Raw genomic sequence first — 24160 nt, 5'->3', positions numbered from 1 at the left:
TGGCCGGCAAGGATCGAACAAAATCGAGAGCTGAGTCTACCAGTTTCCGGCGTAGTACATTACGCCCAAAAAGTTGACGATCCTGCTCGCACCCATCCCTGGATTTTGCGACCTCGCGAAATCATTGTAACAATATCTGGTTGTTCGAATGCCCAACTGCCTCGACCTTTTCCAAGCCTGACCAGCATCCCATCATCACGAGCCGCAAAGATAAGCTTGCCATCAAGAAGCCAAAAGCCACCAAACATAGCTTTCTCGGTCAAGCCAGATAGAGCTTCAAGATCTTCACGTAAGATTTCCTCCAGTCCTTGTTATGCTAAAGAGACCGCTGTGTGACATATTTTCGCAGCGGCCTTTTCAACATAACACGTGATACACGAAATTATTGGAACAATGGATAGAGACAAAGTCACCATTCAGGCAGCGCGTGAAGCGTGAAAAAATTAAATTTCCACTCGGTTGGTTCATCGTTTTGGACAGAAGCCTCGGGCTGGCCCGCACCGTGGCACGCCATCAACACCAGTACCGGAAGAAGCCCCGCCAGACGAGTTAGGAACAATGTCTGCTACCAATTACCGTAGGGATAGGTTTTCCCTTTGATAAATTCAGGAGTATCTCCGTAATATTTATACCCATTGGGGTGTTTAGTTATCCTTTTACAAAGCTCTAATTTATCCCCGGACACAGTCTTTAAGACTGATGGCGTCACGCGATAATTAGGCTGACTACCGATACCTCGTAGCCAGACTGCAATCTTACCTTCCGGAGCCAGACCAATTTGTATGTTGTCGTAATAGCGGATATTACCCTGATAATCCTTATACACGCTGGGTTTGCGCATTTTATCCACAACGGCGTCAGACAGGGTCAGGCTAGTTTCATATACTCTTTTATCAATCACGGAGTCCCAGCAAAAAAGAATATGCCTAGGGGGATGTTTAACGTGGTTCCAGTGCCCTCCGGGTGCTCGATCGCTATCATTCCAATTACCGATGACTTTATCCAGGTCCGGGGTGCTATCCAGCGTATTAAACCGGTAATCAGTTCCGTTAGCATCAAGGATAGCGACAAACGTTACCCGTGCGGGTAGTGCATTGGGCGTGAAAAAATTAAATCTCCACTCGGTGGGCACATCGTTTTGGACAGAAGCCTCGGGCTGGCCCGCACCGTGGCACGCCATCAACACCAGTACCGGAAGAAGCCCCGCCAGACGAGTTAGGAACAATGTCTGCTACCAATTACCGTAGGGATAGGTTTTCCCTTTGATAAATTCAGGAGTATCTCCGTAATATTTATACCCATTGGGGTGTTTAGTTATCCTTTTACAAAGCTCTAATTTATCCCCGGACACAGTCTTTAAGACTGATGGCGTCACGCGATAATTAGGCTGACTACCGATACCTCGTAGCCAGACTGCAATCTTACCTTCCGGAGCCAGACCAATTTGTATGTTGTCGTAATAGCGGATATTACCCTGATAATCCTTATACACGCTGGGTTTGCGCATTTTATCCACAACGGCGTCAGACAGGGTCAGGCTAGTTTCATATACTCTTTTATCAATCACGGAGTCCCAGCAAAAAAGAATATGCCTAGGGGGATGTTTAACGTGGTTCCAGTGCCCTCCGGGTGCTCGATCGCTATCATTCCAATTACCGATGACTTTATCCAGGTCCGGGGTGCTATCCAGCGTATTAAACCGGTAATCAGTTCCGTTAGCATCAAGGATAGCGACAAACGTTACCCGTGCGGGTAGTGCATTGGGCGTGAAAAAATTAAATCTCCACTCGGTGGGCACATCGTTTTGGACAGAAACCTCCTGGGGCTGGCCCGCACCGTGGCACGCCATCAGCACCAGTACCGGAAGAAGTCCCGCCAAACGGATTAGGAACAATGTCTGCTACCAATTGCCGTAGGGATAGGTTTTCCCTTTGATAAAACTCTCAGTATTTTCCCCATATTCATAGCCGTTAGAAAACCGTGTTATCCCTTTGCAAAGCTCTAATTTATCCCCGGACACGGTCTTTAAGACTGATGGCGTCACGCGATAATTAGGCTGACTACCGATACCTCGTAGCCAGACTGCAACCTTACCTCCTGGAGCCAGACCAATTTGTATGTTGTCGTAATACCCGATATTACCCTGATAATCCTTATACACGCTGGGATTGCGCATCTTCTCCACAACGGCGTCAGACAAGGTCAGGCGAGTTTCATATACTCTTTTATCAATCACCGAGTCCCAGCAAAAAAGAATATGCCTAGGGGGATGTTTAATGTGATTCCAGTGCCCTCCGGGTGCTCGATCGCTATCATTCCAATTACCGATGACTTTATCCAGGTCCGGGGTGCTGTCCAGAGTATTAAACCGGTAATCAGTTCCGTTAGCATCAAGGATAGCGACAAACGTTACCAGTGCGGGTAGCGCCTTGGGCGTGAAAAAATTAAACTTCCACTCGGTGGGCACATCGTTTTGGACAGAAGCCTCGGGCTTGCCAGCACTGTGACTGTGGCACGCCGCCAGCAGCAGTACCGGAAGAAACCCTGCCAAACGGATTATTTTCATATTTTATTTCCATCCATATTGTATACCGTTCTCTGCCAGCTTTCGTCAGGACGGTTAGTAAAGGTTACCAGCTTCGCCGGTTTGACTGCCCCAGCTATCATCCCCTCACCGTCTCTGACCACGCTGTTCCAGTTGGCTGAACAATGGATATATTTCTCCGCCAGCATTTCGATTTCCCGACTAGTGAATCCGGGAGCAGATGCCCCATTCCTTACCGCGCGGCCCATCACAATTGCTTTTTCACACAGGCTGTTCAGATCAGCTCGCAGTGACAGATTATCGTCTTTAGGTAATATAGGATCGAATACCACGCCTGCATCCTGCGCAGCATCGATCATTACCCGCAGCACCACCCTCGACCAGTCGTTGCGCGTCGGGCGCTCAATGACCGCTGCCGCCCCGCTGCGTTTTTGCGGCATGCCGTAGCGATCGGCTGGCATCCGCTCGTCGTGCCAGGTATCAATGTTGATCTCCAATGCCTGCAATAAAGGGCCAATCGCTGGCCAGGTATCCATCGCACTGAGCTGCTCACAGGCCTGCTGATAAACTCGCGTTTTCGAATCGGGTGTGGAAAAGGGCACGGTTTCAAACTGCGGACGGGTAATGAAATAGGCTTCGTACTCGTCAGGGTTGTAACCGCCACCAATGTCAGAGTGCGCACCTGGCAAAGCCAGTTCCGGCCACGCAGGCTTCACGCTGTTCAATGCAAAGTTGAACCGGCACTCGTGCTGTGCGGTGATATGAAATACCTTCTCTGCCACCCCCGGACGCAGCACAATATTCACCTCGCCCGTATCGGCGCTGTGCGGATTGAACCCGTTGACCGGCGTACCGATGCCAGCCACCGTATCAAATATCCCCAGAAAACGGGTTTTACCGCCGGGCGTACCTGAGAACTCAATACTTCCCAGACCGGACTTGATAGCAGCGATAATCGCCTGCTCCTGACTGAAAACCCGGTTAGCAAAATGCCGTGCCGCAGCAGCTCCCCGGCTGAACCCGAAAATATCAAACTGCAATTCTTTGATAATACAGGAACTGGCGTCAGGCAGGTTATCCAGATAACCGTTGATAGCAGCAACCAGCATAGCGACTGCCTTATCGGTTTTCCTCACCACGCCGGTGTTACCCCTGCCGGTGCCCATCCCGTAAGTACTGTCGCCTTCCCCGCTTTCCGTACCAATCCCCTCGATATAAATTGCGCGCTGGCCGTATCCCGTATCGGCAGTGAGTTTTTGGTTATACAGAATATTGAGCCAGTGCACATTGGTGTAATATCCGAGATGACTACCTGCAGCGAAGCCGCTGTGTCCGCTTTTTAGCTGAACGCACTGGAAATAAGCTGATTGAGCATCGGCATTGTTCATCCCAAAATGCTCTCCGGAGCAGGCATCAAGGCTGGCGGCGGTATTATCCGCATTATTGCCGGTGCCGTCGAAAAATACCCCAATGGTCAGGGTAATTTCCCTCTTCTGCCTTTCCTTTTTGGCCGCCTGCGCGTGCTGCTCTGGCTCTGCTGCCTGTTTCTTCACACTCTTAGCATACTGCGCTGGCTCCGCTGCCTGTCCGTTATTCATCAGCATTGAGCTCGGAGATATGGATGGGGCAACCGAGAGCGGTTGACTGCTCGCAACTAGACGATGGCTACCAACCGGACAACCACAAGCCACAAGGTGGCCGTCAAGTGCCGTTGGTACACCATAAAAACTTAAGTTTGCTTCCCCTTCGGCAATAACCCCGATTTTCCCGCAAGCCGGACACGAAACCTTATGCCCTTTCAGCGCGACGGGAATACCATCACACGTGTAACGATTTCCCAGAACTCCCTCCAGTACCCGCCCCCCTGTGGTGGTGGTATCGCCCTGGCAAATGACAGATATTCCCTGGTAGTTCATTCCTCTGCTCATATCCTGCGAGCCTCTTTGTCAGCCTCTTCCATGACATTACTCCATGTTTTATTAAGGGTTGCATCCGGAACCAGACTAAACTCTCTACGACAAACTGTCAAAAATTGACCAATTTGAAGAAGCCAGTGGACACCAGCATGTTAAACGTCAACATCACGAAATCGGCGCCAATGCGTATCATCGGCCTGTCTCACACGGGTTCTTACAGAGAGAGCAATCGGGCTTTCACTGGAGCTATACCAGCTGGTGAATTGTGTTCGCGCTGAAAAGCCAAGTATTAATGTTGAGAAATATTGAAGTGGCATTCAGCACTGGAATGCCACGGTGTGCGTCCCTATCGATACCGGCTAGCTACCTCAACGCCAGTTCGGATCCTTCATTACCGAATAGCGACCACTGCCAAGGAAGGCGATGGCCAGCCCGGCAAAGAAATACACCGCCATATCTTCCGCCCCCCAGGCCCCAACCTTCGTCAGCATCAGCGCCTTGCCGGGGTCGATCAGCAGGTAAGCCGCCAGCATGGTAAATGAAAACACTAACGCCGCCGGGCGGGTAAAAATACCCAAAATGATCAACAGTGGAGCTACTAGCTCACCGACGAAAACGCCGTAACCGATAAAGCCTGGCAACCCATGTTGAGTCAGCAACTCCTGGATATAATCGATACCGCCGATCAGTTTATGCCACCCATGGAATATCATCATAATGCTGAACGCCAAGCGCAGGATCAGCTTGCCCAGATCTGGACGATCCATGACACGATTAAACCAATTCACCATGTTGCACCTATTGAAAGTTAATGATAATCACAATCAATCTAATCCTAAGTTGCATTTTTACAACGGAATTCGAAGTAAACCTTGATCTAACACATTAAACAACCTTTCATAAAAACCGACACCACCTGCATGCCTGCCTCCTTAGAGCGCGGCGTTATAGTAAGCACGTAAAGAATTATCTTTCTATCTATAGGAGCTAAATGTTAATAATTGGCATTTTATGCTGTTGTGCGTTTTTTTACAGCAAAACATCTTTCCTTCAGGGGAATTATATATCATTAAATACTTTATTAATGCTTAAGCTTGCGGAATATGGTCTCTCATACCATATTTATTACACTCCGAAGAATGTGGTGGATTAAGTGAAATAAAAACTTAACCACGTACTTTAACCCGTAACATTCTGAACGAGCTTTTATTTTAATGAGATACCACGTGCCTGCGCAATGCTGGCACGCTATGTGTATTTCATTTTATTTAGCATAGCAATTCACCGCCAATATAATTAGCCCGGGAAGTAAACATTGTGAATCTCACGTAAATTTTCGCCACCAGCGGTGGTATTGCTTGCGCGAGGCACACACTATTCGTTCAAATTCAAAAGGTTAACATGGGTTAAATTATCGTTATTGTTTTTACAATAGCGTACTTTTTAGTGCGCCTAAAGAACGAAAAATCATGAACATCCACGTTACTGGAGGCTCAGGGATTAATACGCCCTATTAATCCACAGCAATAAATAAAACGACTAATGCAACCTGTTTTATTGATTTTTCCCGGTGGCAGTAATAACGCCACCATAATAAAAACCTATACAGGCAGCACCTTATGAGCGATGAACAACTAGCATCCGATGCGGCACTACAGCAATTTATCGATCTTTCCCGTTTATTAACCGGTTTTGACCGTTTTGAGTTACTCGGTACTGGCCAAGCCGCCTTTTATTATGACTGGGTACAAACGCACGCGGCAGAACGTTTTGCCACATTGTTGGCGACCTACGGCGAACTTCCGGCAGATGCTGCACAGCACTCGTCCTTTGTAGAAACCCACCTGCTGCGTTCAGAAAAGTTGTCAACGTTGGTGCGCAGCATTATCAAACTGTGGTACCTGGGCCAGTGGTATTCACCAGACAACCCGAAGGAGACCCAGATCCCCAGTGCTAACAGCTATCAACAGGGCTTGGTGTGGGATGCGATCCATGCCCATCCACAGGGTGCCAAACAACAAGGCTTTGGTGCCTGGTCTGAACCACCGGTAACCTCCTCTACGGTGGTGAAACTATGAATATCATCACTCCTGAACAAGCAGAAAAAAACGAGTACGACGTGGTGATCGTGGGCGGAGGGATCTCCGGCGCCATCGTTGCCAAAACCCTGACGCAGGCGGGAAAACGCTGCCTGATCGTCGAAGCCGGTACCGGATTGGGGACGGACTATCAAGGCTATCTGGACTACCTCAACACCTTTTATACCGCCACCATCAAAATCCCCAATGCGCCCTACCCAAGCAACCCTAATGCCCCGGAACCGCTGGAAACCGAAGTCAGCAAAACGCCGAACGACGAGGGTTATTTCGTCCAGCGTGGCGAACTGCCCTTTAGTTCGACCTATACCCGCTATCTCGGCGGCACCACCCTGCACTGGCTGGGCACATCCTTACGTATGCTGCCCGAGGACTTTCGCACACATTCACTATATGGCGTCGGTATCGATTGGCCGATCGATTATCAACAGCTGGAACCCTGGTATCGCAAGGCCGAGCTGGAACTGGGGGTTTCCGCCAATGTGGAAGAACAGTCCTACCTTGGCGTCACCTTCCCGCCAGGTTATGTCTACCCGATGCACGGTCTGCCCGCCAGTTGGAGCGATAAGCAACTGGCTAGCCGTATTGACGGCATGAAAGTGATCGATGACGGCAAGACCTATATCCTGAAGGTGCGTGGCACGCCCGCCGCGCGCAATAGCGTGCCCAATAGCGCCTACGATCATGGCCGGGGTTATACGCCAAAAGGTGCCGTGGGTAACGACAAAGTGGGTCACCGTTGCATGGGTAACTCCAGTTGCGTGCCCATCTGCCCCATTCAGGCCAAATACAACGCCCTGAAGACGCTGGATACGGCCAACCACGAAAAGCTCGATATCGTGCTGCAGAGCGTGGCTTTTCAATTGGATATCGATCCGCACAGCAAGGCGATCTCCGGCGTTCAGTTCAAACACTACCAATATCCAGGAGACTTTACCCCCAGCCTGCATACGGTGAAGGGTAAACGCTATGTGCTCGCCGCCCACGCCGTCGCCAACGCGGTGCTACTGCTGGCCTCCGATGCCTGCAAAAGTAGCAAGGTGGTTGGTTGCCATTTGATGGATCACCCGGAACTGCTGACCTGGGGGTTAACCAAAGAAACACCGCTGTGGCCGCTACGTGGGCCATTGGCCACCTCCGGCATTGAAGATCTGCGCACTGGCAGCTTCCGCAAACACCATGCTCCGTATCGGTTCGAAATGGGCAACGACGGTTGGTTGTGGCCCGCTCAAGCACCGGCGAAGGATCTGAACGACCTGGTAGATGGCGGCAAATTCGGGACCGAATTACGTCAAGAGCTTAAAAAACAGGTCTCACGCCAGTTCCGCTTCGGCATTCTGGTAGAACAACTACCAGACCCCAAAAACCATGTCACCATCGATAAGCAATTTCTCGATAAAATGGGTAACTACCGTCCGATCATTAATTACACTTTATCGGACTATACTCGGGACGGTTTTGCCAGTGCGTTCGACGTATCGATGGGGATCTTTAAACAGACCGATATCGACAACCATTCCAGATATTCGGAGAAGGACCCCGGATACTTTCTCTGCAAAGACAAAAAAAGAGGCTTCACCTTTAACGGTGCCGGGCATTTTGCCGGAACCCACTGCATGGGGAGTTCACCGGAAAGCTCCGTGGTGAATAAATATCAGCGTACCTGGGAGCACCCCAATCTCTATCTGGTGGGCTGCGGCAACATGATCAACATGGGTACCTCAAACCCCACGTTGACGATGTCTGCACTCACCTTCTGGGCTGCGCATAACATCCTGCAGGATCTCAACGGGGTACCTTATGCGGCAGATTGATTGGCAGCAAGCCACCGCCCAACCCTATGATGCGGTGATCGTAGGCTCAGGATTTGCCGGTTGCATCATGGCCAAGCAGCTGACCCGCGCTGGCCGCCGGGTGCTGATCGTCGAAGCCGGGACGGGCAACGACAGCTTTGGCCAGCACCTTGATCATGTACAAACCTTTATGCAGGCCGTGGCAAAAACGCCTAACGCGCCCTATCCCGATTCACCCAACGCACCACAGCCAGAAGTGACTGACGTTGAACCCATCACGGCCGGTAAACCTTCCCACAAAGGGTATTTCGTGCAGATGGGCCCCTATCCCTTTGAAAGTAACTATACCCGCCGGCTGGGTGGCACGTCGCTGCACTGGTTCGGCAGCTGTCCACGGATGCTGCCAGAGGATTTTGCCATGGCCACGCTGTTTGGGCGTGGCGTGGATTGGCCGCTGAGCTATGAAGAGTTACTGCCGTATTATCAACGCGCTGAACTGGAAATTGGGGTTTCCGCCGACGTACAGGATCAGCAATACCACGGCATCTATTTTGCATCAGGCTATCAATACCCGATGCAGAAAATCCCGCAAAGCTATCTGGATCGCTGGATGATCGCCGGATTGGCCCAGGCCGAATTACCCGGTACGGCAGACAAAGCCCAGATCCGCTCTATCCCGCAAGGCAGAAACAGTGTGCCCAATGCAGGTTATACCCCGCGTGGTGCGGTGGGTAATCCGGCCGTGGGTCGTCGCTGTATGGGCAACTCCAGCTGTATTCCTATCTGCCCGATCCAGGCTCGTTACAACGCGTTAAAAACCCTGGTGGAAACGGATGCCGATTTGCTGATCCAGGCGGTTGCCTCTCGTCTGCATATCTCGCCAGAGACGGGGCAAATCAGCGCGTTGGACTGCAAGGTGTGGAAGAACGACAGCAGCCATGACTTTGAGCCGATCACCTTACACAGCGAGCTGTTTATTCTGGCCGCCAATGCTATCGAAAATGCCGTGTTATTACAGGCATCACAGGCCTGTCAGTCCAGCGGAGAGCTGGGGCGTAACCTGATGGATCACCCCGCCATCTTGTCTTGGGGGTTATCGCCGGAAGCGATAGGCGCATTTCGTGGGCCGGGTTTGACGTCAACGCTGGTGAACTACCGGGGTGGCGAATTCCGCCGCGACCGCGCCGCATTTGTGCTGGAGATCGGCAACTGGGGCTGGAGCTGGCCACGCAACGAACCGGTGGACAGCACGCTGGATATGGTGGATGACGAGCGATTGTATGGCAAGGAGTTACGCCAGCGGCTTGGGCAAGTACTACCCCGGCAAATCCGCCTGGACATGATGACCGAACAGCTGCCGGATGCCGCCAATCGCGTCACCATCGACGATCGCTGGCGTGATCCGCTCGGTAATTACCGGCCAGTGATCCACTACAACGTGGACGACTATAGCCAAGGCGGGATGGCGTTTGGCCGCGAAGTGGCCAGCAGCCTGTTCAGCCAACTGGGCATCAAGGATTTCACTCACTACCGATCAGACAACCCCGGTTATTTCACCTGGCAAGGTAACGGTTACATCTGGGCAGGCGTTGGCCATATTGCAGGCACCCACCGGATGGGAACGCGGCCAGAGAATTCGGTAGTCAACCGGCACCAGCAAAGCTGGGATCACCCCAACCTTTACGTTATTGGCTGCGGCAGCATGCCAACGCTGGGCACCTCAAATCCCACGCTCACCATGACGGCCCTGACCTTCGCCACTGCCGACCATATACTCGGACGGAAACATTGATATGAACATGACCGCAAAAGCCAAGACCTTCCAGCTTGCTGAAACCTCGTTTGCCCAACTCGGCTATGTGCAGTTTGCCGACGAAAAAAGCCTGGCGCAGGATCTGACCGAACTGCGCAATCTGCTGCAGAGCGCCATGCAGCTGGAACATGCCACCATTCCCCCCTATCTGATGATGCTCTATACCCTGGATGACGACGTTGACTGGCGCATCATCGAAACCCTGCGTTCGGTGGTGGTGGAGGAAATGCTGCACTTCACCCTGACGGCCAACCTGCTCAACGCCATCGGCGGGACACCCGCGGTCGATTCGCCCGACTTCCTGCCCCGTTATCCCGCACGTCTGCCTTACGATATTGATGATATTGAAGTGAATCTGTACGGCTTCTCCAAAAACGGTATCTTCCAGGGCATGGTGATCGAGCATCCGAAAGATGTCCGCCCGCGCGCCATCGCCAATGAAGTCCCCAGCGATATGACCATCGGGGAGTTTTATCTTTACGTTGAATCGCGGCTGCGGGCAGCGGTGGAAACCCATGGAGAACGGGCGATTTTCTGCGGCGATCCGCAGCGCCAGATCCCGCCGGATGTTTTCTACTACGGCGGCGGGGGCAACGTACTGAAAGTAAGCGATCTGAAATCCGCGGTAGCCGCCATGAAACTGATTACCGATCAGGGTGAAGGCACAGAAAACGATATCTGGGTGGTGGATGAAGATGAGTTGGCCCACTATTTCCGTTTTAGCCAGATCTACAATGAACGGCTGTATCAAAAAGGCGATACCGTGGCCAGTGGCCCTACCGGCGACCCATTCCCGGTGCCGTGGAACAAAAGCGTGCTGATCGACAGCAATGCCAAGGTCAGCGATTATCCACCCGGAGAGGTTCGTGACGCCATCACCCGGTTTAACCAGCGTTATTGTCAGTTACTCGGCGATCTGCAAACTGCATTTACCGGTGCCCCAGACAAGTTGATGGCCGCCGTGGTGGCGATGTGTGCGCTGCGGGATGATTTCCGCGCCATAACCGCCAACCCGTTCCCCGGTAAGGAGTTATTCCACTGCGCCCCTACGTTTGAATACAGCGTGGCTAACCGCCAGCCGCTGGGTAAACAGGTGTTAATGGCTGCTCCGGCCGCCGCAGCTGTAACCACAACCGAAAGTGCGGATGTCAGTGCCAGTGCCAGTGCCAGTGCCAGTGCCAGCAATGAGGCCACTCTGGATCAACTGCAGCAAGCCTATTCCAGCGGTAACCTGCAGTTGGCACTCTCCTGCATGAGTGACGGGGTGATCTGGGATATCTCCGGCCCCAGCGAATGCCCCTATCTGGGCGTGTTCTACGGCCACGAAGGGTTTACCCGTTTTTGGACGCTACTTGGTGCAACGGTGAATTTTGGCAGCGCTGGCGTCGAGAAATCCTTCTTCAGCGGCGATCAGGCAATGTCCTACGGAGGCGAACAAGGCACGACCAAATGCGGCCGCGTACCCTATCGCTACGACTGGGCGATCCGTTATCAATTCAATGAACAGCATCAAATCACCCTGATGCGTCAGTACTTCAACCCACTGAACATTCTTTCGGCGCTGAAGGCCGCGCCTTATCCGGTACCGGCGGCTTGCCCACACTCGGCCAAACCTCAATCCCAACAACAGTAGGAACCACGCACATGTCTAATCAGCAGAATGATTTACCCAGCATCCCGACGCCGTTCACCATGCCGTTCTACTACGCCTCACTGACCAACGTTGGCGTGTATTATCTGGTGCCGTTGAGCCGCGTGGAACCTTACTTGCAGGGAACCGGGCTTAGCCCAGCGCGGTTTGGCGACAAGGCGATGGTGAGCTTTAACTTCCAATTGTATGCCGGGCAGTTTGCCTCTGGCCTCAATACCCCGCCGGAACAATGGGGCAGCAGCGGTGCGGCGATCACCCAAGAGCTGGAGCTCAACATTGTCGCCTATCCCGAGCACCGTAAAGACCAGTTGGCCCCTATTGGCTATCAGGAGTTTATCCAGGACGGCGATCAGACCAAGCTGTACGGCAACCATCGCGTCTGGGTACCTTGCGATGCCCCCATCGCCATCGCCGCCGGTGAGCAGTTGTTTGGCGAGCCTAAATTCCAGACCACTTTCAAGGTCAATTTGGCCTCACAAAATCCGGTGCGGACCAACTCTGCGGTCTATCAACCCGAGTGGGTGGAAACCTGGGGCTTCCGGGTGGACGATCCAAAGGATGCCAAGACCGCGATCTTCACCTGCATCGTCAACACCTTGGGCATCAAGTCAATCCCGGGCAACATCTCGCCAATTACCGAATACGGCGTTCACGATAACAAACTGATCGGTTGCCGCTGGAACATCCTGCAGGCGATGGATACCTATTTCCTCAACGGCGGCCACGCTGAGGCGGTAAAACTGGTGCTGGGTACCAGCAGCCACCCCATGCGTAAAGATCTGGAACAGTTGATCGGCGGTTGCGCCCCTGTGGCAGTGCAAACCCTCAACTCAGCCCCTGCGGCCATTCAAAGCCGCGCCTATTACCCATAGCCGTTTGCCCCGCCGCCGGTTCGGGGCGGGGATGATTTTTCGCATGTCACGTTCCGGGAGCCAACTATGAGTGAAGTCGACAATATCTACTTTTCCCGCTTTGCCCAGATCAAGGGGCAGTCTTTTGACTATATCGTGATTGGTGGCGGTGCCTATGGCACCAGCTTTACCCACCGGGTGCTGCAACATAATCCCCAGGCCCGCATTCTGGTGCTGGAGAAAGGCGATTACCTGATCCCCGACCATATCCAGAACATTCCACCGGCCTACATCAAACTCAACACCAGCGTGGGTATCCGGCCATGGACCTACCATGGCTCTGCCGATATGAAACTCAGTCTCAACTTTATGCCGCAGATCCCTTATGTTGGTGGCCGCGCGCTGTTTTGGAACGCCTGGACCCCGCAACCCGATAGCAGCGAAATGCCGGACTGGCCAGCGCAGGCGATCGAGCGTCTGGATAATCAGTGGTATCCCACAGGCGAATTTATGGGGAGGCGCTACTCCCTGGACATCCCCGGCAATCGCAACCAGTCACTGAATCGCTTTATGGGTGAACGCCTGTTCTCGCAATTGGCCCATATCAGCGGAGCCAAGCCGCAGCCAAGCCCGAGCGCGTTGGACTCCGCCATGGCAACTGGCCAGGGAGTGGCACCAGAGGACTGGGCCAAGTTCTCGCCCATTTCGGTACTGGTGAATGATGTGCAGGCTTACGCCTCACTCAAGGTAGTGGTCAATGCCGAAGTGGAGCAACTGATTGCAGAAGGTGACGTTGTCACGGAAGTCATCACTAAAGAAGGCTCACTGCGAGTCGGCAATGCCAAGGTGATTATGGCCTGCAACACGCTGGAAGCCGGATTTATCCTCACCAAGTCTTTCCCGGACGATAAACTGGTGGGGAAAAACCTGTGTGGTCATATCCGTTCCTGGCTGGCCGCCCGTATCCCCGCTAGCAGCCTGCCAGCATTGACCAACCAGTTGCAAACCGTGGCCTATTACCTGCCCGGCATCGATAAAACCACCAACCGCCTGATGCACACCCACATCAGCGTGGTCCATAACCCGCAACCCGCAGAAAGCTACGACGTGCTGTACCGCATTCTGCCAGATGCTTCTTCACCAGAAGCCGTTGCCACCTATCAGGACCCTGACTACGTGGTGATCATGCTGCATTCCATGGGGGAGTTCCTCGGGGAACGCTCGGCAAACTCGTGGAATTACGTCACGACTAACCCGCAGGGCGAGGCCGAGGTGTATATCCAGATGAAGGAAACCGACCGTCGATTCTGGGATGCGATGGATAAAACCACCTATGACGTGATGTACGCTCTTGCCGGAGATGCTCCTCTTGAGTACCAGCACAATAACCCGGACGGCAGCTTCACCTGGGAACCTTCACCGCCAGACAATATTCGCAATCAGGGGTTGGTGCACGAAGCTGGCACCTTATGGATGGGTGATGATCCGGCCACCTCTGTCACCGCACTCAACGGTCAGATGCACCGTTACCCGAACGTTTATGGCCTGGGCAGCATGTTGTTCCCCCGCCCAGGCTCATGGAACCCAACGCTGACCGGCGTAGCCCAGTCTTTCGCCCTGGCCGATGAACTCAGTGGCCCACATCAGGATCAAAATCAATGAAGCGACGTAAACTGAAAATTGATGTGCAGAAAGTCCCCAAATCGTACCGCGCCTATCTGGAACTGTTGGCCAGCAAGGGGGAAGTGGTGGCGATACCTGACGAGGTGGATTGGTATCTGGAGATCGGCGCCATTCTGCGCCACGCCTGCGAAACAGAAAGCCCGATGCCGCTGTTTAGCAAGGTGAAGGGCGCACCCGGTTTCCGGGCGGCAGAAATGGGCCCGACGGTCAGCCGCGTACCTGGCAAACGCTGGCAGCGTCTTGCGCTGATGCTAGGCTTGCCGGATGATGCCCAGTTGCTGGAGATCCAGGATGCCTTTCTGGATGCCATCGGTCAGGAGCCGCATCCGCCAGTGATGGTCGATCCGGCCACCGCCCCGTGCAAACAAAACAAATGGGTGGGCGATCAGGTTGATATGACCAAAATCCCGGCACCTATCCTGCACGACGGCGACGGCGGCCGCTATTTCCAGACGGCCGGAGCCATCATGGTACGTACCCCGCCGGGTGAGCCTGTACCGGAAGATGCCTACACGGTAGATAAGGACGCCTGGACCAATTGGTCATTCAGCCGGGCGATGATCGCCGGTTCACGCCCGCAGAATAACCCAACGCCAAAACCACCTCACGCCAGTTCGGTCGGCGTACCTCACGGTAATGGCCCGCATTATTCGAAGAACAATATTGTCGGCCTGTGGCTGCCTTTCCAGCATAACGGCATGATCTACAATATGTGGACGGCCCAGGGGAAAGACTGCCCGTTTGTCATCGCCCTTGGGGTACCCCCGGCGGTCACCATGCTGCTTTCTGCGGCGCCGCCTGCCTGGCATGATGAGTACAACTATGCTTCGGCGTTCCTTGGGCACGGCATTGAGATGGTGAAAGCGGAAACCTGCGATGTGCTGGTGCCTGCCGAATGTGAAATCATCATCGAAGGCTACGTCAGCGCGGATAAATCCGTGGCTGAAGGCCCGTTTGGCGAGTTCCCCGGCTACCTTTCCAACCAGTCCAGCCTGAAACCACTGGCGAAAATCACCTGTGTCACCTTCCGCGATGAGGCTATCTTGCCGATCTGCATTCCGGGGATTCCGATCGACTCTACGCTGATGCTCGGCTGCTTCTGTTTATCTGCCACCGCCAGAGTGTATTTTGAAAAGTCCGGCCTGCCGATCATCGACTGTTTCAGCCCGCTGGAGGCCTCTTCCCATTGGCTGGTGATCCGGGTCCGTGACGACTGGCATAAAATCACCGGCATGACGGTCAAAGCCTTTATCGACAAGATTGCCGAAGTGTTCTGGACCAACCATATCGGTAAAACCACCGCCAAGCTGATCATCGTGGGCGAAGATATTCCCCCTGATGACAGCAACAAAGTGACCTGGGCATTAGCGACACGTAATAATCCGGTGCAGGGCGTGTTTCACTATCCGCAATATGACTCCGACGGTACCGGATTACAGATTTACCTGGATGTAGCCACCAAACTACGCGGGCGCGGCGGCTTGGTGGCCTACAGTTGCCTGCAGATCCAACAGCAGGTTAACCAGCCGTTGGAGCAGGTATTGAGCTTTGCCACCAATTATCCGCTGCCATTGCAGGAGAAAATCAAAAGCAAATGGTCTGAATGGGGATTTGATCGCTAAGAAATAGCCCCGCACCGCTTAGGTGGTGCGGGAACAACCCGGTTACCTGCCCTTGTTATCACCCTCACCGTTGCTGAAAAACGCATCAATATTGAGATCGTGATTAACCACCTCACCATTAAGCGAGCGCACCAGCAATTCACTACCTAACAGTTGCAGTGAGAGTACGGCATCGGGTTTGACGCGTTTGATCTTGTTCATATTCTGGCTTTCATTGACCAACGTGATGGTTTTGGTGTCTGCCCCACCCACCTCTTTGGCTGCCAATATGATGAAAGCGTTAACCGCGTCGCTTTCGGTCAAGGCAACAATATATTTCGCCTTTTCTGCCCCGGCTAATGCCAGCGTAGCAACGGCGGAAGGATCGCCTTCAACCACATCTGCATGACTAGGATAGTGTTGTTTATTACCAGGCTCACAAACAATGGTCACGTTACCGCCGCTTTCAATCAATCCCTGATAGACATTTTGTGCCAATGAAGAGGTACCAACAATAATATAATGATTTTTGCGAACCATGTGAGAGAACCGCCCTTTGATAATACGTTGAAGATTTTGGCTGATTAGCACGCCAGCAACCGATGCCAGAGAAGCGGCAAAAACCGTAATGCCAAAGATAATCACCGTGAGTGTGAACATCCGCGCAGCAGTGGTATGCGGAATGATATCGCCAAAGCCGACCGTAGACATGCAGACCACGGCAAAATAAAACGCCGTAGGCAGGTCGGTCACCGCGGGGGTGAATTGATCGCCAATGTACAGCGTTCCTAACATACTGTAGACAATCAATGAGGCTATGCTGGTGACGGCAAAAAAACTGGTACTCGCCAGCTTACGTTGGTCGAAACGGCGCCAGTAGATGATCATCCCCAATAGGGTAACCAGTGAATACCCTGCCAACACAGTGATTTGCTTATAGATAACGATATCAACGATGACGATACAGCTGAGCAACAGTAACGAGAAAAACCACGCAATACGCGTTTTTAACAGCAACATACCCGCCATAAAGAGCAGCACGGTGCCAATCATAAAGCGTGGAATATCCATGGCATCAAGAAAGCCCAGAGCCTGTTGCCAGGTGCTAAAATTTTCCACAAAATCATGAGAATGCTGCAACCCGTGCCACAGGATCGGGCTGAGTACCAAGTACCCATTATGCGCAACCATTAACGCCAGGATAAACGTTGGTGGTACGTATTTTTCTATTGTTCTCACGATTTTCATAACTTTCATCATTTCAACACCATGACTTGGCCGATGACCTATTTATAGTGGACTGTAGCTGAATGTGATGCAGGGATCATTCGCCAAGTTGCGCCAGCCAGACGGTACGCCCACCACAGTCGGGATCTTCGGCCACCATACTGACCACCTGGAACCCCTGCTCTTGCAATAATTGCTGGTATTCCTCCGGTGCCAGGCTGGAATGATAAAGGGCTTCGCCTTCGAACGTGCCGATAGCTTCGCCATTGCTGGTGCCGCTGGTAAACATTAATGCAGCCTTGCTCTGGGCATGTTGCCGGAAAATATTAAACATCTGGCGCTGATCTTCGCGCGTCAGATGGAAAAAACTGTCCCAGGCAATTAACCCATCAAATTTGTCTGTTAGCGCCAAGGTTCTCATATCGGCCACTCCCCAGCGTTGTTCCGGAAAGCGTTGGAGGCAACGGTCGATCATCGGTTGCGAACTGTCCACCCCCGTCACCTGAAAACCCTGGCGGATAAAATAGTCGGCGATCGGCATGCCGTTGCCACAGCCAATATCCAGGATCCGCCCGTTGTTGGGTAACAGGCTCAGGAAGCGCTCCAACCAGGGTTGCTCAAACAGAGTGGTTGACCGTTTCTGCTCAAACGCCCCGGCATGCCGTTGATAGATGCCGATGATGTTATCGGCCATTGAGTTACTCATCAGTGTGACCTCATCATGATGAATGTTCCTCTTCATCAACCAGACTTTTTTCCCGATGTTTCATAAACACCACCTCTTGCGGGCTGGACAGGTTGACATTATGGGCGCGCAGGAGCTTCAAAATATTGAACAGCAGATCGCTCTTGGTGGAGCCGACCATGCGTGGGCTGGCAACGTAACCGGTCACGCTGAGGATAATCCCGTCTGGCCCGAGCTGGCTGAAGCGAACGTATGGGGCTGGCGTTTCCAGAATGGATTCGTGTTCATGGTAGGCACTCAACAACACGTTGCGTACCTGCTCTGGGTCGATATCGGTAGGGAAAGTCAGCGCGACGGTGACCACCCCTTGGGCATTCCCCATGGTGGCGTTACGCACGTTCTGCGAGATTAGCTGAGAGTTAGGCACAATCATGGTCGAGCGATCGCTCAGCTGGATCTCGGTGGCGCGTACATTGATGCGCCGTACATCCCCTTCAACCCCGCCGATACCGATCATATCTCCGACTTTAACCGGGCGCTCCGTTAACAGGATCAGGCCAGAGATAAAGTTCTTCACGATTTCCTGCAGGCCAAAACCGATACCTACCGATAGCGCACTCACGATCCAGGCCAGGTTATTCCATTGGATACCCAACGTCGCCAGCGTGATCAGGATCAGCAGTACATAACCGACGTTGCTGAACAAGGTAACCAGCGAGGCGCGGATACCGATATCACTGATGGTTTTTGGCAGCAGCTCATGGCTTAGCCAACGTTGCGTGACCCGCAGCACATAGATACCGATCGCCAGGCAAACCACCGCATTGAGCAGGTTGCTTGGGACGATATTCAGCCGTTTCAGGCCTTCGCCGCTCAGGATGGCAACTATTTTTTGCAGTAAGGAGTTGGGCGTGGTGGTGCCAAAGGAGCCATTAATCAGGGCAACAATCATCAACAATATCAAAGAACATTTGGACAATGCCGTGAAGATGACGGTCAGTTGCTCAAGATGGCGATCTTTAAAGTGGAGCGATTTTTTCAGCGCCCGCCCGCTGGCAGTTTGGGGGGAGAAGATGGCCGTACAGAAATCGGTAGCAAAGATCACCAGGAAATAGAACGCCATCAATACCAGTGCCCCCCAAATCAACTGATAGGTCAGGAAGCGAGCGAAAGCCACATAGCCAATCAACAGTGATAACAGGATCACGGTTGCCGATACCACAATAACGATGTGGATTATCCCGGCAATTACCGAGCGTTTTTCCAGATGCATCCCCTGCTGCTCTAGCTTAAAGCGGATGCGGCGTGCCCGAACCGGGACTGCGAACAAGATTAATGCCATCAGTGCGGTAGCCAAGCCATTACCTAGCACCGTGCTGCCAAGACTGGCACCAATCACGTTATTAACCAGTTCCACGGTGCCAAAAGCCATAGCTAATCCGGCCAATAACGGCGACAGGAAACGCATACCGCTCGCAATGGCATCATCCATCTGCGCCAGACGCCATGATGGACGGCTCAGCGACAGGTAAGCCCTGCCTAATCCCGCGATCAGCGCGCAGAAAATCCCCAACTGCATAAATCCATCGGCGAAATCCTGAACCTGGGACGTCAGCGGCTGAACACGAGTAAACGCAGAAATAAGCAGATTTAGCGCCAGTGTGGTGGCAAACAGCGTGATCAGCACCGTCATTAATGCCATAAAACTGCGGCGCAAGCGGCCATCGGGTAAATAGCGGATACACACCCAGGCAAAAAACTGTTCCACGAAATAGCGCCCTAGAGACCAGCAAGCCGCAGCCAGGATCAGTAAAGCTATCGTCCCGTAGCGCCATTCCTCCTGCCAACTGGCATCCAGGGTTTGCTCCAACTGCTGCTTAAAGTCATTAAGACGAGCCAAATCCTCAACCTGTGAAGACGACTCTGGTAACCAGAATTGCGAACTAAGAATACTGCCGCTATTCAACGCCAGTTGGGATTTGAAGGCCACGCGGCGCAGATCGGTAATTTGTTGCCCTAAGTCGAGCGCCCCCGTTCTGATGGCTTGCGAACGTTTTAAGGCATCGTCCAACTGTTTTTTGGCATTATTGAGCGTATTGCGTTGCTGCACCACACTGGCGGTTTCGGTCATTACCCCAGGTTCGGGCTGCGGGCCAAGCACGTCTAACTGTGCCTGCAACTTCACCTGCATGGGTTGCAGGTCGGTGGTCAGCTTTTCTGCGTCCGTGGCTAAGACCTGCGTGGCTTCAAACAGCTTGTTCAACTGACCATCAGAGCTCGCCTTTGAGACCTGCTGTTTAATCGTATCCAGCTGTTTTTGATAATTTTTCAGTGAAGCCGCGATTTCCTGCGGGCTGAGTTCAACCGCAGCAGCACTCTGCTGCGCTGCATTGGCTAACGGGGCCAGTGGTAAGCCGAACAACAAAAAGGTGAACAGGAAAATCTGTAATGACTTGATCATAACGGTGAATGCTCAGCATGGGGTTGGCGATTAACGCAACAGGCGAAACGATGAATATCACTGCGCCTGATCAACAATAAGCGGTGAGTATAATAACAAGCTATTCAGTGAAAAAGCGCATTAATCCTAGAAGGTTAGTAGAAATTTTAACTAACGCATCACTTACCCTTATTTAACCCCCCTACACCAACCCATTGTTTCACCAAGCGGGCGCAGCATGCAGCGCCCCTACCTACTGAGCCGGTGGAGATCTGTTAGTCGTCTCACACTAACAGGTAGGCCAGTAGCAGAAACCGCAAATCCTCTTTATAATCCGTTCACCTATCAACCAAAAACTATGAAAAGGAGGTCCCCAATGCTGTCTTGTGAATTGTTTATACTTTCACATCACCTTGGCGATCGTCGCTGCTCAAGCATTACCGGTATCGTGCTCCGATAACCTAAGCTTGAGCGAAGTTTACTCACATCAAAGTTCTTCCCTCCGGCTTACCGGGTTATCGTCGGCAATTTTTTGACGATAGGCATCTGCATGCCTATAACCTTGAGTAAGCACCATGACAACATTACTTTCTGCACAATCTGTTGGTATTGATACCGCTTTCGGCCCGCTGCTGGCTGAGGTTTCCTTTAGCCTGAAAAAGGGCGACCGCATCGGTTTAATTGGCCATAACGGCTGTGGCAAAAGCACCCTGCTTAAAATTCTCAGCGGCGATCTGCCTGCCAGCGCAGGCACCGTCACCCCATCACACCAATGCCTGATGGCTCGAGTGGAACAACACCTGCCCGAAGCCTTGTATCACTGTACCCTGTTGGAAGCAGTGCTCACAGGCCTGGCAGATGGCCAACACCAGCCTGAACGTTGGCAAGGTGAAGTGTTACTCGCCGAACTGGGATTCGACCGAGCGGCATGGGATCTGACGGCCGGCACCCTGAGCGGCGGCCAACATACCCGGTTGTTGTTAGCCCGGGCGCTGATCCGCCAACCTGACTTGCTGCTGCTGGATGAACCCAGCAACCATCTGGATCTGCCGACGCTGCTGTGGCTGGAGCAATTCCTCAATGGCTGGAACGGTAGCTTCGTGCTGGTTTCCCACGATGGCCGGTTACTGGACAGCGTAACCAACTGTACCTGGATCCTACGTGATAAAACGCTGCAGTATTTCCGTTTACCCTGTTCGCAGGCGCGCATCGCACTCCAAGAGCAAGACTTGGTCGATGAGCACCGCCATCAGGCTGAACAAAAGGAAATTGACCGCGTAGAGAAAAGTGCCAAACGCCTGGCTGTTTGGGGCCAGGTATATGACAACGAAGACCTCTCGCGTAAAGCCAAGCAGATGGAGAAACAGGTGGTTCGATTAAAGGACCAGCAAACCACCTTGAGCGCTGGCAACCAGTGGCGGCTCCGGCTCAGTGGTGAAGCGCTGCCTGCCGATCGACTGCTGGCGTTGGAGCAATTAGCCATTCGCCCTGCTCCTACGGCGCCGGTGCTGTTCAGTCTGGATCATCTCCAGGTAAAAAGTGGCGATCGCATCGCGCTAGTAGGCCGTAACGGCTGTGGCAAGTCTTCATTGCTGCACTTCCTTTGGCAGCAATACCAGCAAGCAAGCTGCCAAGGAGCGGTTTTTCACCCTCGCGTACGTATTGGTTATTACGACCAAAATCTGCAACAGCTCTACGATGAGGACTCGTTAAGCGATGCCCTGAGCCATTTCGCGCCCCTGACCGAAGACCAACGGAAAATGGCGTTGATCGGTGCCGGTTTCCCCTACCTGCGCCATCAACAAAAAGTATCTACGCTGAGTGGCGGCGAACGTTCGCGGTTACTGTTTGTTGCGCTTACTCTGGCCAACTACTCACTGTTGCTGCTAGACGAACCGACCAACCATCTGGATATGGAAGGCAAAGAAGAGCTGGCCGCAACGTTGCAACAGTTTGCGGGAGCCGTGCTGCTGGTCACCCACGATCGGACGCTGATGGAGCAAAGCTGTAATCGCTACTGGTTGATAGACGATCGCCAACTGAGCGAATGGCACGATCTTTTACCCATCTATACCACCCTGAGTGGTGGCGGTAATGCTGAGCTGGTGATATCCCCTGAACGAGCTCCGCTCGCTGAACCTGCGATATCAACCAATGAAGATCACCTGCTGGCGACACTGGTTGCTCTGGAGCACAAGCTTGAGGAGGATATAACGCGTAAACCCAAGCATCAAAAGCCGCAGTTGCAGCAGCAATGGCGGCGCGAGATCGCGGAGATTAATGGCAAACTTGGGTTGATTTAACCCAACTATGGGCGTGACTAGCGTATGAACCAAATTGAGTTCGGTCATCTGCTGGTCGCGCCCATCCATTAACCTTTTGTCCGGGCACATGGAGTGTTAACAAATCACGATCAGGCTGATCATCAACCGCATCTTGATGGCAAAACTCAGATAAATCGTTGCTCCTCCCCTTACTGACTTTTATCTAGGAATAACCTTGGAAAACGCATTGTTATCCACAAATATACTCACCGCTCTATTAATTAAGATTATTCTCGATCGCATTGTCGTGTGTCATTAATGGCATTCAACACAAAAGGAAGTGCTGCCTTATTAATGAATCATGCCAATCATTAATCAATGCCAGTAAACTCCTCTCTAAACCCATAGTCTACATCACGACAATGGCACCCTAATACATTGATTACAAATGGTAATTTAAAACCATCACTTGTTTCCATCTGAATGCCGATTTATTAAACCCTAAGAATATTTAATTAAAAAACAGATCGCTAAAATAACGCATATAACAGTAAAGTTTAATTCCTGCTTTTAAATCTTTATGTTAATGTATCTCCTACAACAGCACTAATTTAATAATAGAGTCACACAACCCATTACCTAGGAAACCACACCTCATGGAGCGTTACACCTTGACCAGCGTCAGAGAGTTTATATATAGAAAACATGACGGAGATATTAAAACCTTCGCACAACTGCACCGAACCAGTGTCTATAAGGTTAATGAGTGGATCCGCCGGGATGCGCACATTATTAATGGAAAAATCTGTATCCCTACCAGACACTCAGCCTGATCCTACACTTCATCAAGGGGAAGAGTATTCTTATACCCGTAATCATTGAAACTGCTTGATTTCGGGTAGTTAGAAGATCATGCTCAGGTCATGAACTCTCCCCTGAACAGATTGCGGCCCTTATTGCCTTTCATTAGAGCAGCATCGCAGCTACTAACAAAAATGAGAGGCTAAATATGCTTGTTCGCCTGGCCATTGAAACCGATGCCACATCGCTGATTGCTATAGACACCGTTGCCTTGCACGAACCGAAACGCGCGGCGCAAATCCGCACCTGGTGTGCCCAGGCTGTCTGTTATATTGCCGAGGAGCAAGGTGTGGTGATGGGATATGGCGTGCTGAACTACCATTTCTTCGGCTGTGGTTTTATTGAAATGCTGATGGTGGGGGAACACTGCCGCCGTCGGGGCATCGGTCTGGCGTTGATTGCAGCGTTGAAGTCCCGCTGCCGGCACCCAAAGCTATTCACATCCACCAATCGTTCCAACCTGCCAATGCAGCGTCTGCTGTTGAACGCCGGATTCATCGCCAGCGGTCAGGTCGACAATCTCGATGACGGTGACCCGGAACAGGTGTTTTTTATCCCAGTTGGGAGCGAAAAAACAGACATAGTCCTTTAGGCGTAAGCAATGAACGTCAAGGTGAAGTACAGAATCTCATCATTATTGCGGTTACTGTAGTCTTGAGTGTTTATCCTGCAGCTTAAAGTTAAATGAGTGTATTTAAAATCCCAAACCTGCCCCTACTGACAAAACTTGAAAT

17 protein-coding genes are annotated in these 24160 nt (G+C 52.3%); 9 read left to right on the top strand and 8 right to left on the bottom strand.

The window, feature by feature from the left end:
- Positions 1 to 565 precede the first annotated feature (565 nt).
- The 5 genes from WN53_RS20835 to WN53_RS20815 form a co-directional block, all read right to left on the bottom strand.
- Positions 566 to 1225, bottom strand: coding sequence for a DUF2931 family protein (locus WN53_RS20835; protein ID WP_046808231.1), 660 nt, complete (start codon positions 1223 to 1225; stop codon positions 566 to 568).
- A gap of 6 nt (positions 1226 to 1231) precedes the next feature.
- A complete protein-coding gene (locus WN53_RS20830) occupies positions 1232 to 1894 on the bottom strand; it encodes a DUF2931 family protein (RefSeq protein WP_024486794.1) in 663 nt (220 codons plus the stop codon).
- Positions 1895 to 1900: 6 nt separating this feature from the next.
- Positions 1901 to 2566, bottom strand: coding sequence for a DUF2931 family protein (locus WN53_RS20825; RefSeq protein WP_024486795.1), 666 nt, complete (start codon positions 2564 to 2566; stop codon positions 1901 to 1903).
- Positions 2563 to 4461 carry a PAAR domain-containing protein gene (locus WN53_RS20820; protein WP_024486796.1) on the bottom strand — a complete coding sequence of 633 codons (1899 nt, stop codon included), beginning with the start codon at positions 4459 to 4461 and terminating at the stop codon, positions 2563 to 2565. Before WN53_RS20820 ends, WN53_RS20825 begins: the two co-directional genes overlap by 4 nt.
- Before the next feature lie 368 nt (positions 4462 to 4829).
- Positions 4830 to 5252, bottom strand: coding sequence for a DoxX family protein (locus tag WN53_RS20815; protein ID WP_024486797.1), 423 nt, complete (start codon positions 5250 to 5252; stop codon positions 4830 to 4832).
- Between the two features lie 828 nt (positions 5253 to 6080).
- On the opposite strand from WN53_RS20815, the gene WN53_RS20810 reads away from it, so the two are divergent.
- The 7 genes from WN53_RS20810 to WN53_RS20780 all read left to right on the top strand — a co-directional run bounded on the left by WN53_RS20810 (position 6081) and on the right by WN53_RS20780 (position 15970).
- Positions 6081 to 6539, top strand: a complete 459-nt coding sequence (locus tag WN53_RS20810) for a sugar dehydrogenase complex small subunit (protein WP_046808230.1) — start codon at positions 6081 to 6083, stop codon at positions 6537 to 6539.
- Positions 6536 to 8371: a GMC family oxidoreductase gene (locus WN53_RS20805; protein ID WP_046808229.1), complete on the top strand. Its 1836-nt coding sequence runs from the start codon at positions 6536 to 6538 to the stop codon at positions 8369 to 8371. The genes WN53_RS20810 and WN53_RS20805 overlap by 4 nt, the downstream gene beginning before the upstream one ends.
- On the top strand, positions 8358 to 10142 hold the full coding sequence (locus WN53_RS20800) for a GMC family oxidoreductase (protein WP_046808228.1): 1785 nt from the start codon (positions 8358 to 8360) through the stop codon (positions 10140 to 10142). The genes WN53_RS20805 and WN53_RS20800 overlap by 14 nt, the downstream gene beginning before the upstream one ends.
- A 1-nt stretch (position 10143) precedes the next feature.
- A complete protein-coding gene (locus tag WN53_RS20795; protein WP_046808227.1) occupies positions 10144 to 11796 on the top strand; it encodes a ferritin-like domain-containing protein in 1653 nt (550 codons plus the stop codon).
- Between the two features lie 11 nt (positions 11797 to 11807).
- On the top strand, positions 11808 to 12686 hold the full coding sequence (locus WN53_RS26910; protein WP_024486706.1) for a hypothetical protein: 879 nt from the start codon (positions 11808 to 11810) through the stop codon (positions 12684 to 12686).
- Between the two features lie 66 nt (positions 12687 to 12752).
- Positions 12753 to 14327, top strand: coding sequence for a GMC oxidoreductase (locus WN53_RS20785; protein WP_024486705.1), 1575 nt, complete (start codon positions 12753 to 12755; stop codon positions 14325 to 14327).
- Positions 14324 to 15970 carry a UbiD family decarboxylase gene (locus WN53_RS20780; protein WP_024486704.1) on the top strand — a complete coding sequence of 549 codons (1647 nt, stop codon included), beginning with the start codon at positions 14324 to 14326 and terminating at the stop codon, positions 15968 to 15970. The genes WN53_RS20785 and WN53_RS20780 overlap by 4 nt, the downstream gene beginning before the upstream one ends.
- Before the next feature lie 42 nt (positions 15971 to 16012).
- Here WN53_RS20780 and kch read toward each other — a convergent pair whose 3' ends face one another.
- The 3 genes from kch to WN53_RS20765 all read right to left on the bottom strand — a co-directional run bounded on the left by kch (position 16013) and on the right by WN53_RS20765 (position 20322).
- A complete protein-coding gene (gene kch / locus WN53_RS20775) occupies positions 16013 to 17197 on the bottom strand; it encodes a voltage-gated potassium channel protein (protein ID WP_024486703.1) in 1185 nt (394 codons plus the stop codon).
- Between the two features lie 76 nt (positions 17198 to 17273).
- Complete coding sequence (locus WN53_RS20770) at positions 17274 to 17882, bottom strand: class I SAM-dependent DNA methyltransferase (RefSeq protein ID WP_046808226.1); 609 nt, start codon at positions 17880 to 17882, stop codon at positions 17274 to 17276.
- Between the two features lie 13 nt (positions 17883 to 17895).
- Positions 17896 to 20322, bottom strand: a complete 2427-nt coding sequence (locus tag WN53_RS20765) for a DUF3772 domain-containing protein (RefSeq protein WP_024486827.1) — start codon at positions 20320 to 20322, stop codon at positions 17896 to 17898.
- A 554-nt stretch (positions 20323 to 20876) separates the two neighbouring features.
- On the opposite strand from WN53_RS20765, the gene WN53_RS20760 reads away from it, so the two are divergent.
- Both WN53_RS20760 and WN53_RS20755 read left to right on the top strand, forming a co-directional pair.
- On the top strand, positions 20877 to 22604 hold the full coding sequence (locus tag WN53_RS20760) for an ABC-F family ATP-binding cassette domain-containing protein (RefSeq protein ID WP_024486828.1): 1728 nt from the start codon (positions 20877 to 20879) through the stop codon (positions 22602 to 22604).
- A 970-nt stretch (positions 22605 to 23574) separates the two neighbouring features.
- Positions 23575 to 24018 carry a GNAT family N-acetyltransferase gene (locus tag WN53_RS20755; protein WP_046808225.1) on the top strand — a complete coding sequence of 148 codons (444 nt, stop codon included), beginning with the start codon at positions 23575 to 23577 and terminating at the stop codon, positions 24016 to 24018.
- Positions 24019 to 24160 lie beyond the last annotated feature (142 nt).

Source organism: Serratia fonticola, from assembly GCF_001006005.1.
Classification (GTDB): Bacteria; Pseudomonadota; Gammaproteobacteria; order Enterobacterales; family Enterobacteriaceae; genus Chania; species Chania fonticola.
Note: the sequence above shows the minus strand (reverse complement) of the source record. Positions and strands in the feature narration are given on the sequence as shown.

Bases quoted from the DNA above. Each gene is read 5' to 3' on its own strand.
- WN53_RS20825 (WP_024486795.1), bottom strand. From the start codon at position 2,566: ATGAAAATAATCCGTTTGGCAGGGTTTCTTCCGGTACTGCTGCTGGCG.
- WN53_RS26910 (WP_024486706.1), top strand. From the start codon at position 11,808: ATGTCTAATCAGCAGAATGATTTACCCAGCATCCCGACGCCGTTCACC.
- WN53_RS20785 (WP_024486705.1), top strand. From the start codon at position 12,753: ATGAGTGAAGTCGACAATATCTACTTTTCCCGCTTTGCCCAGATCAAG.
- WN53_RS20780 (WP_024486704.1), top strand. From the start codon at position 14,324: ATGAAGCGACGTAAACTGAAAATTGATGTGCAGAAAGTCCCCAAATCG.
- kch (WP_024486703.1), bottom strand. From the start codon at position 17,197: ATGAAAATCGTGAGAACAATAGAAAAATACGTACCACCAACGTTTATC.
- WN53_RS20815 (WP_024486797.1), bottom strand. From the start codon at position 5,252: ATGGTGAATTGGTTTAATCGTGTCATGGATCGTCCAGATCTGGGCAAG.
- WN53_RS20805 (WP_046808229.1), top strand. From the start codon at position 6,536: ATGAATATCATCACTCCTGAACAAGCAGAAAAAAACGAGTACGACGTG.
- WN53_RS20765 (WP_024486827.1), bottom strand. From the start codon at position 20,322: ATGATCAAGTCATTACAGATTTTCCTGTTCACCTTTTTGTTGTTCGGC.
- WN53_RS20795 (WP_046808227.1), top strand. From the start codon at position 10,144: ATGAACATGACCGCAAAAGCCAAGACCTTCCAGCTTGCTGAAACCTCG.
- WN53_RS20810 (WP_046808230.1), top strand. From the start codon at position 6,081: ATGAGCGATGAACAACTAGCATCCGATGCGGCACTACAGCAATTTATC.
- WN53_RS20820 (WP_024486796.1), bottom strand. From the start codon at position 4,461: ATGAACTACCAGGGAATATCTGTCATTTGCCAGGGCGATACCACCACC.
- WN53_RS20755 (WP_046808225.1), top strand. From the start codon at position 23,575: ATGCTTGTTCGCCTGGCCATTGAAACCGATGCCACATCGCTGATTGCT.
- WN53_RS20770 (WP_046808226.1), bottom strand. From the start codon at position 17,882: ATGAGTAACTCAATGGCCGATAACATCATCGGCATCTATCAACGGCAT.
- WN53_RS20760 (WP_024486828.1), top strand. From the start codon at position 20,877: ATGACAACATTACTTTCTGCACAATCTGTTGGTATTGATACCGCTTTC.
- WN53_RS20800 (WP_046808228.1), top strand. From the start codon at position 8,358: ATGCGGCAGATTGATTGGCAGCAAGCCACCGCCCAACCCTATGATGCG.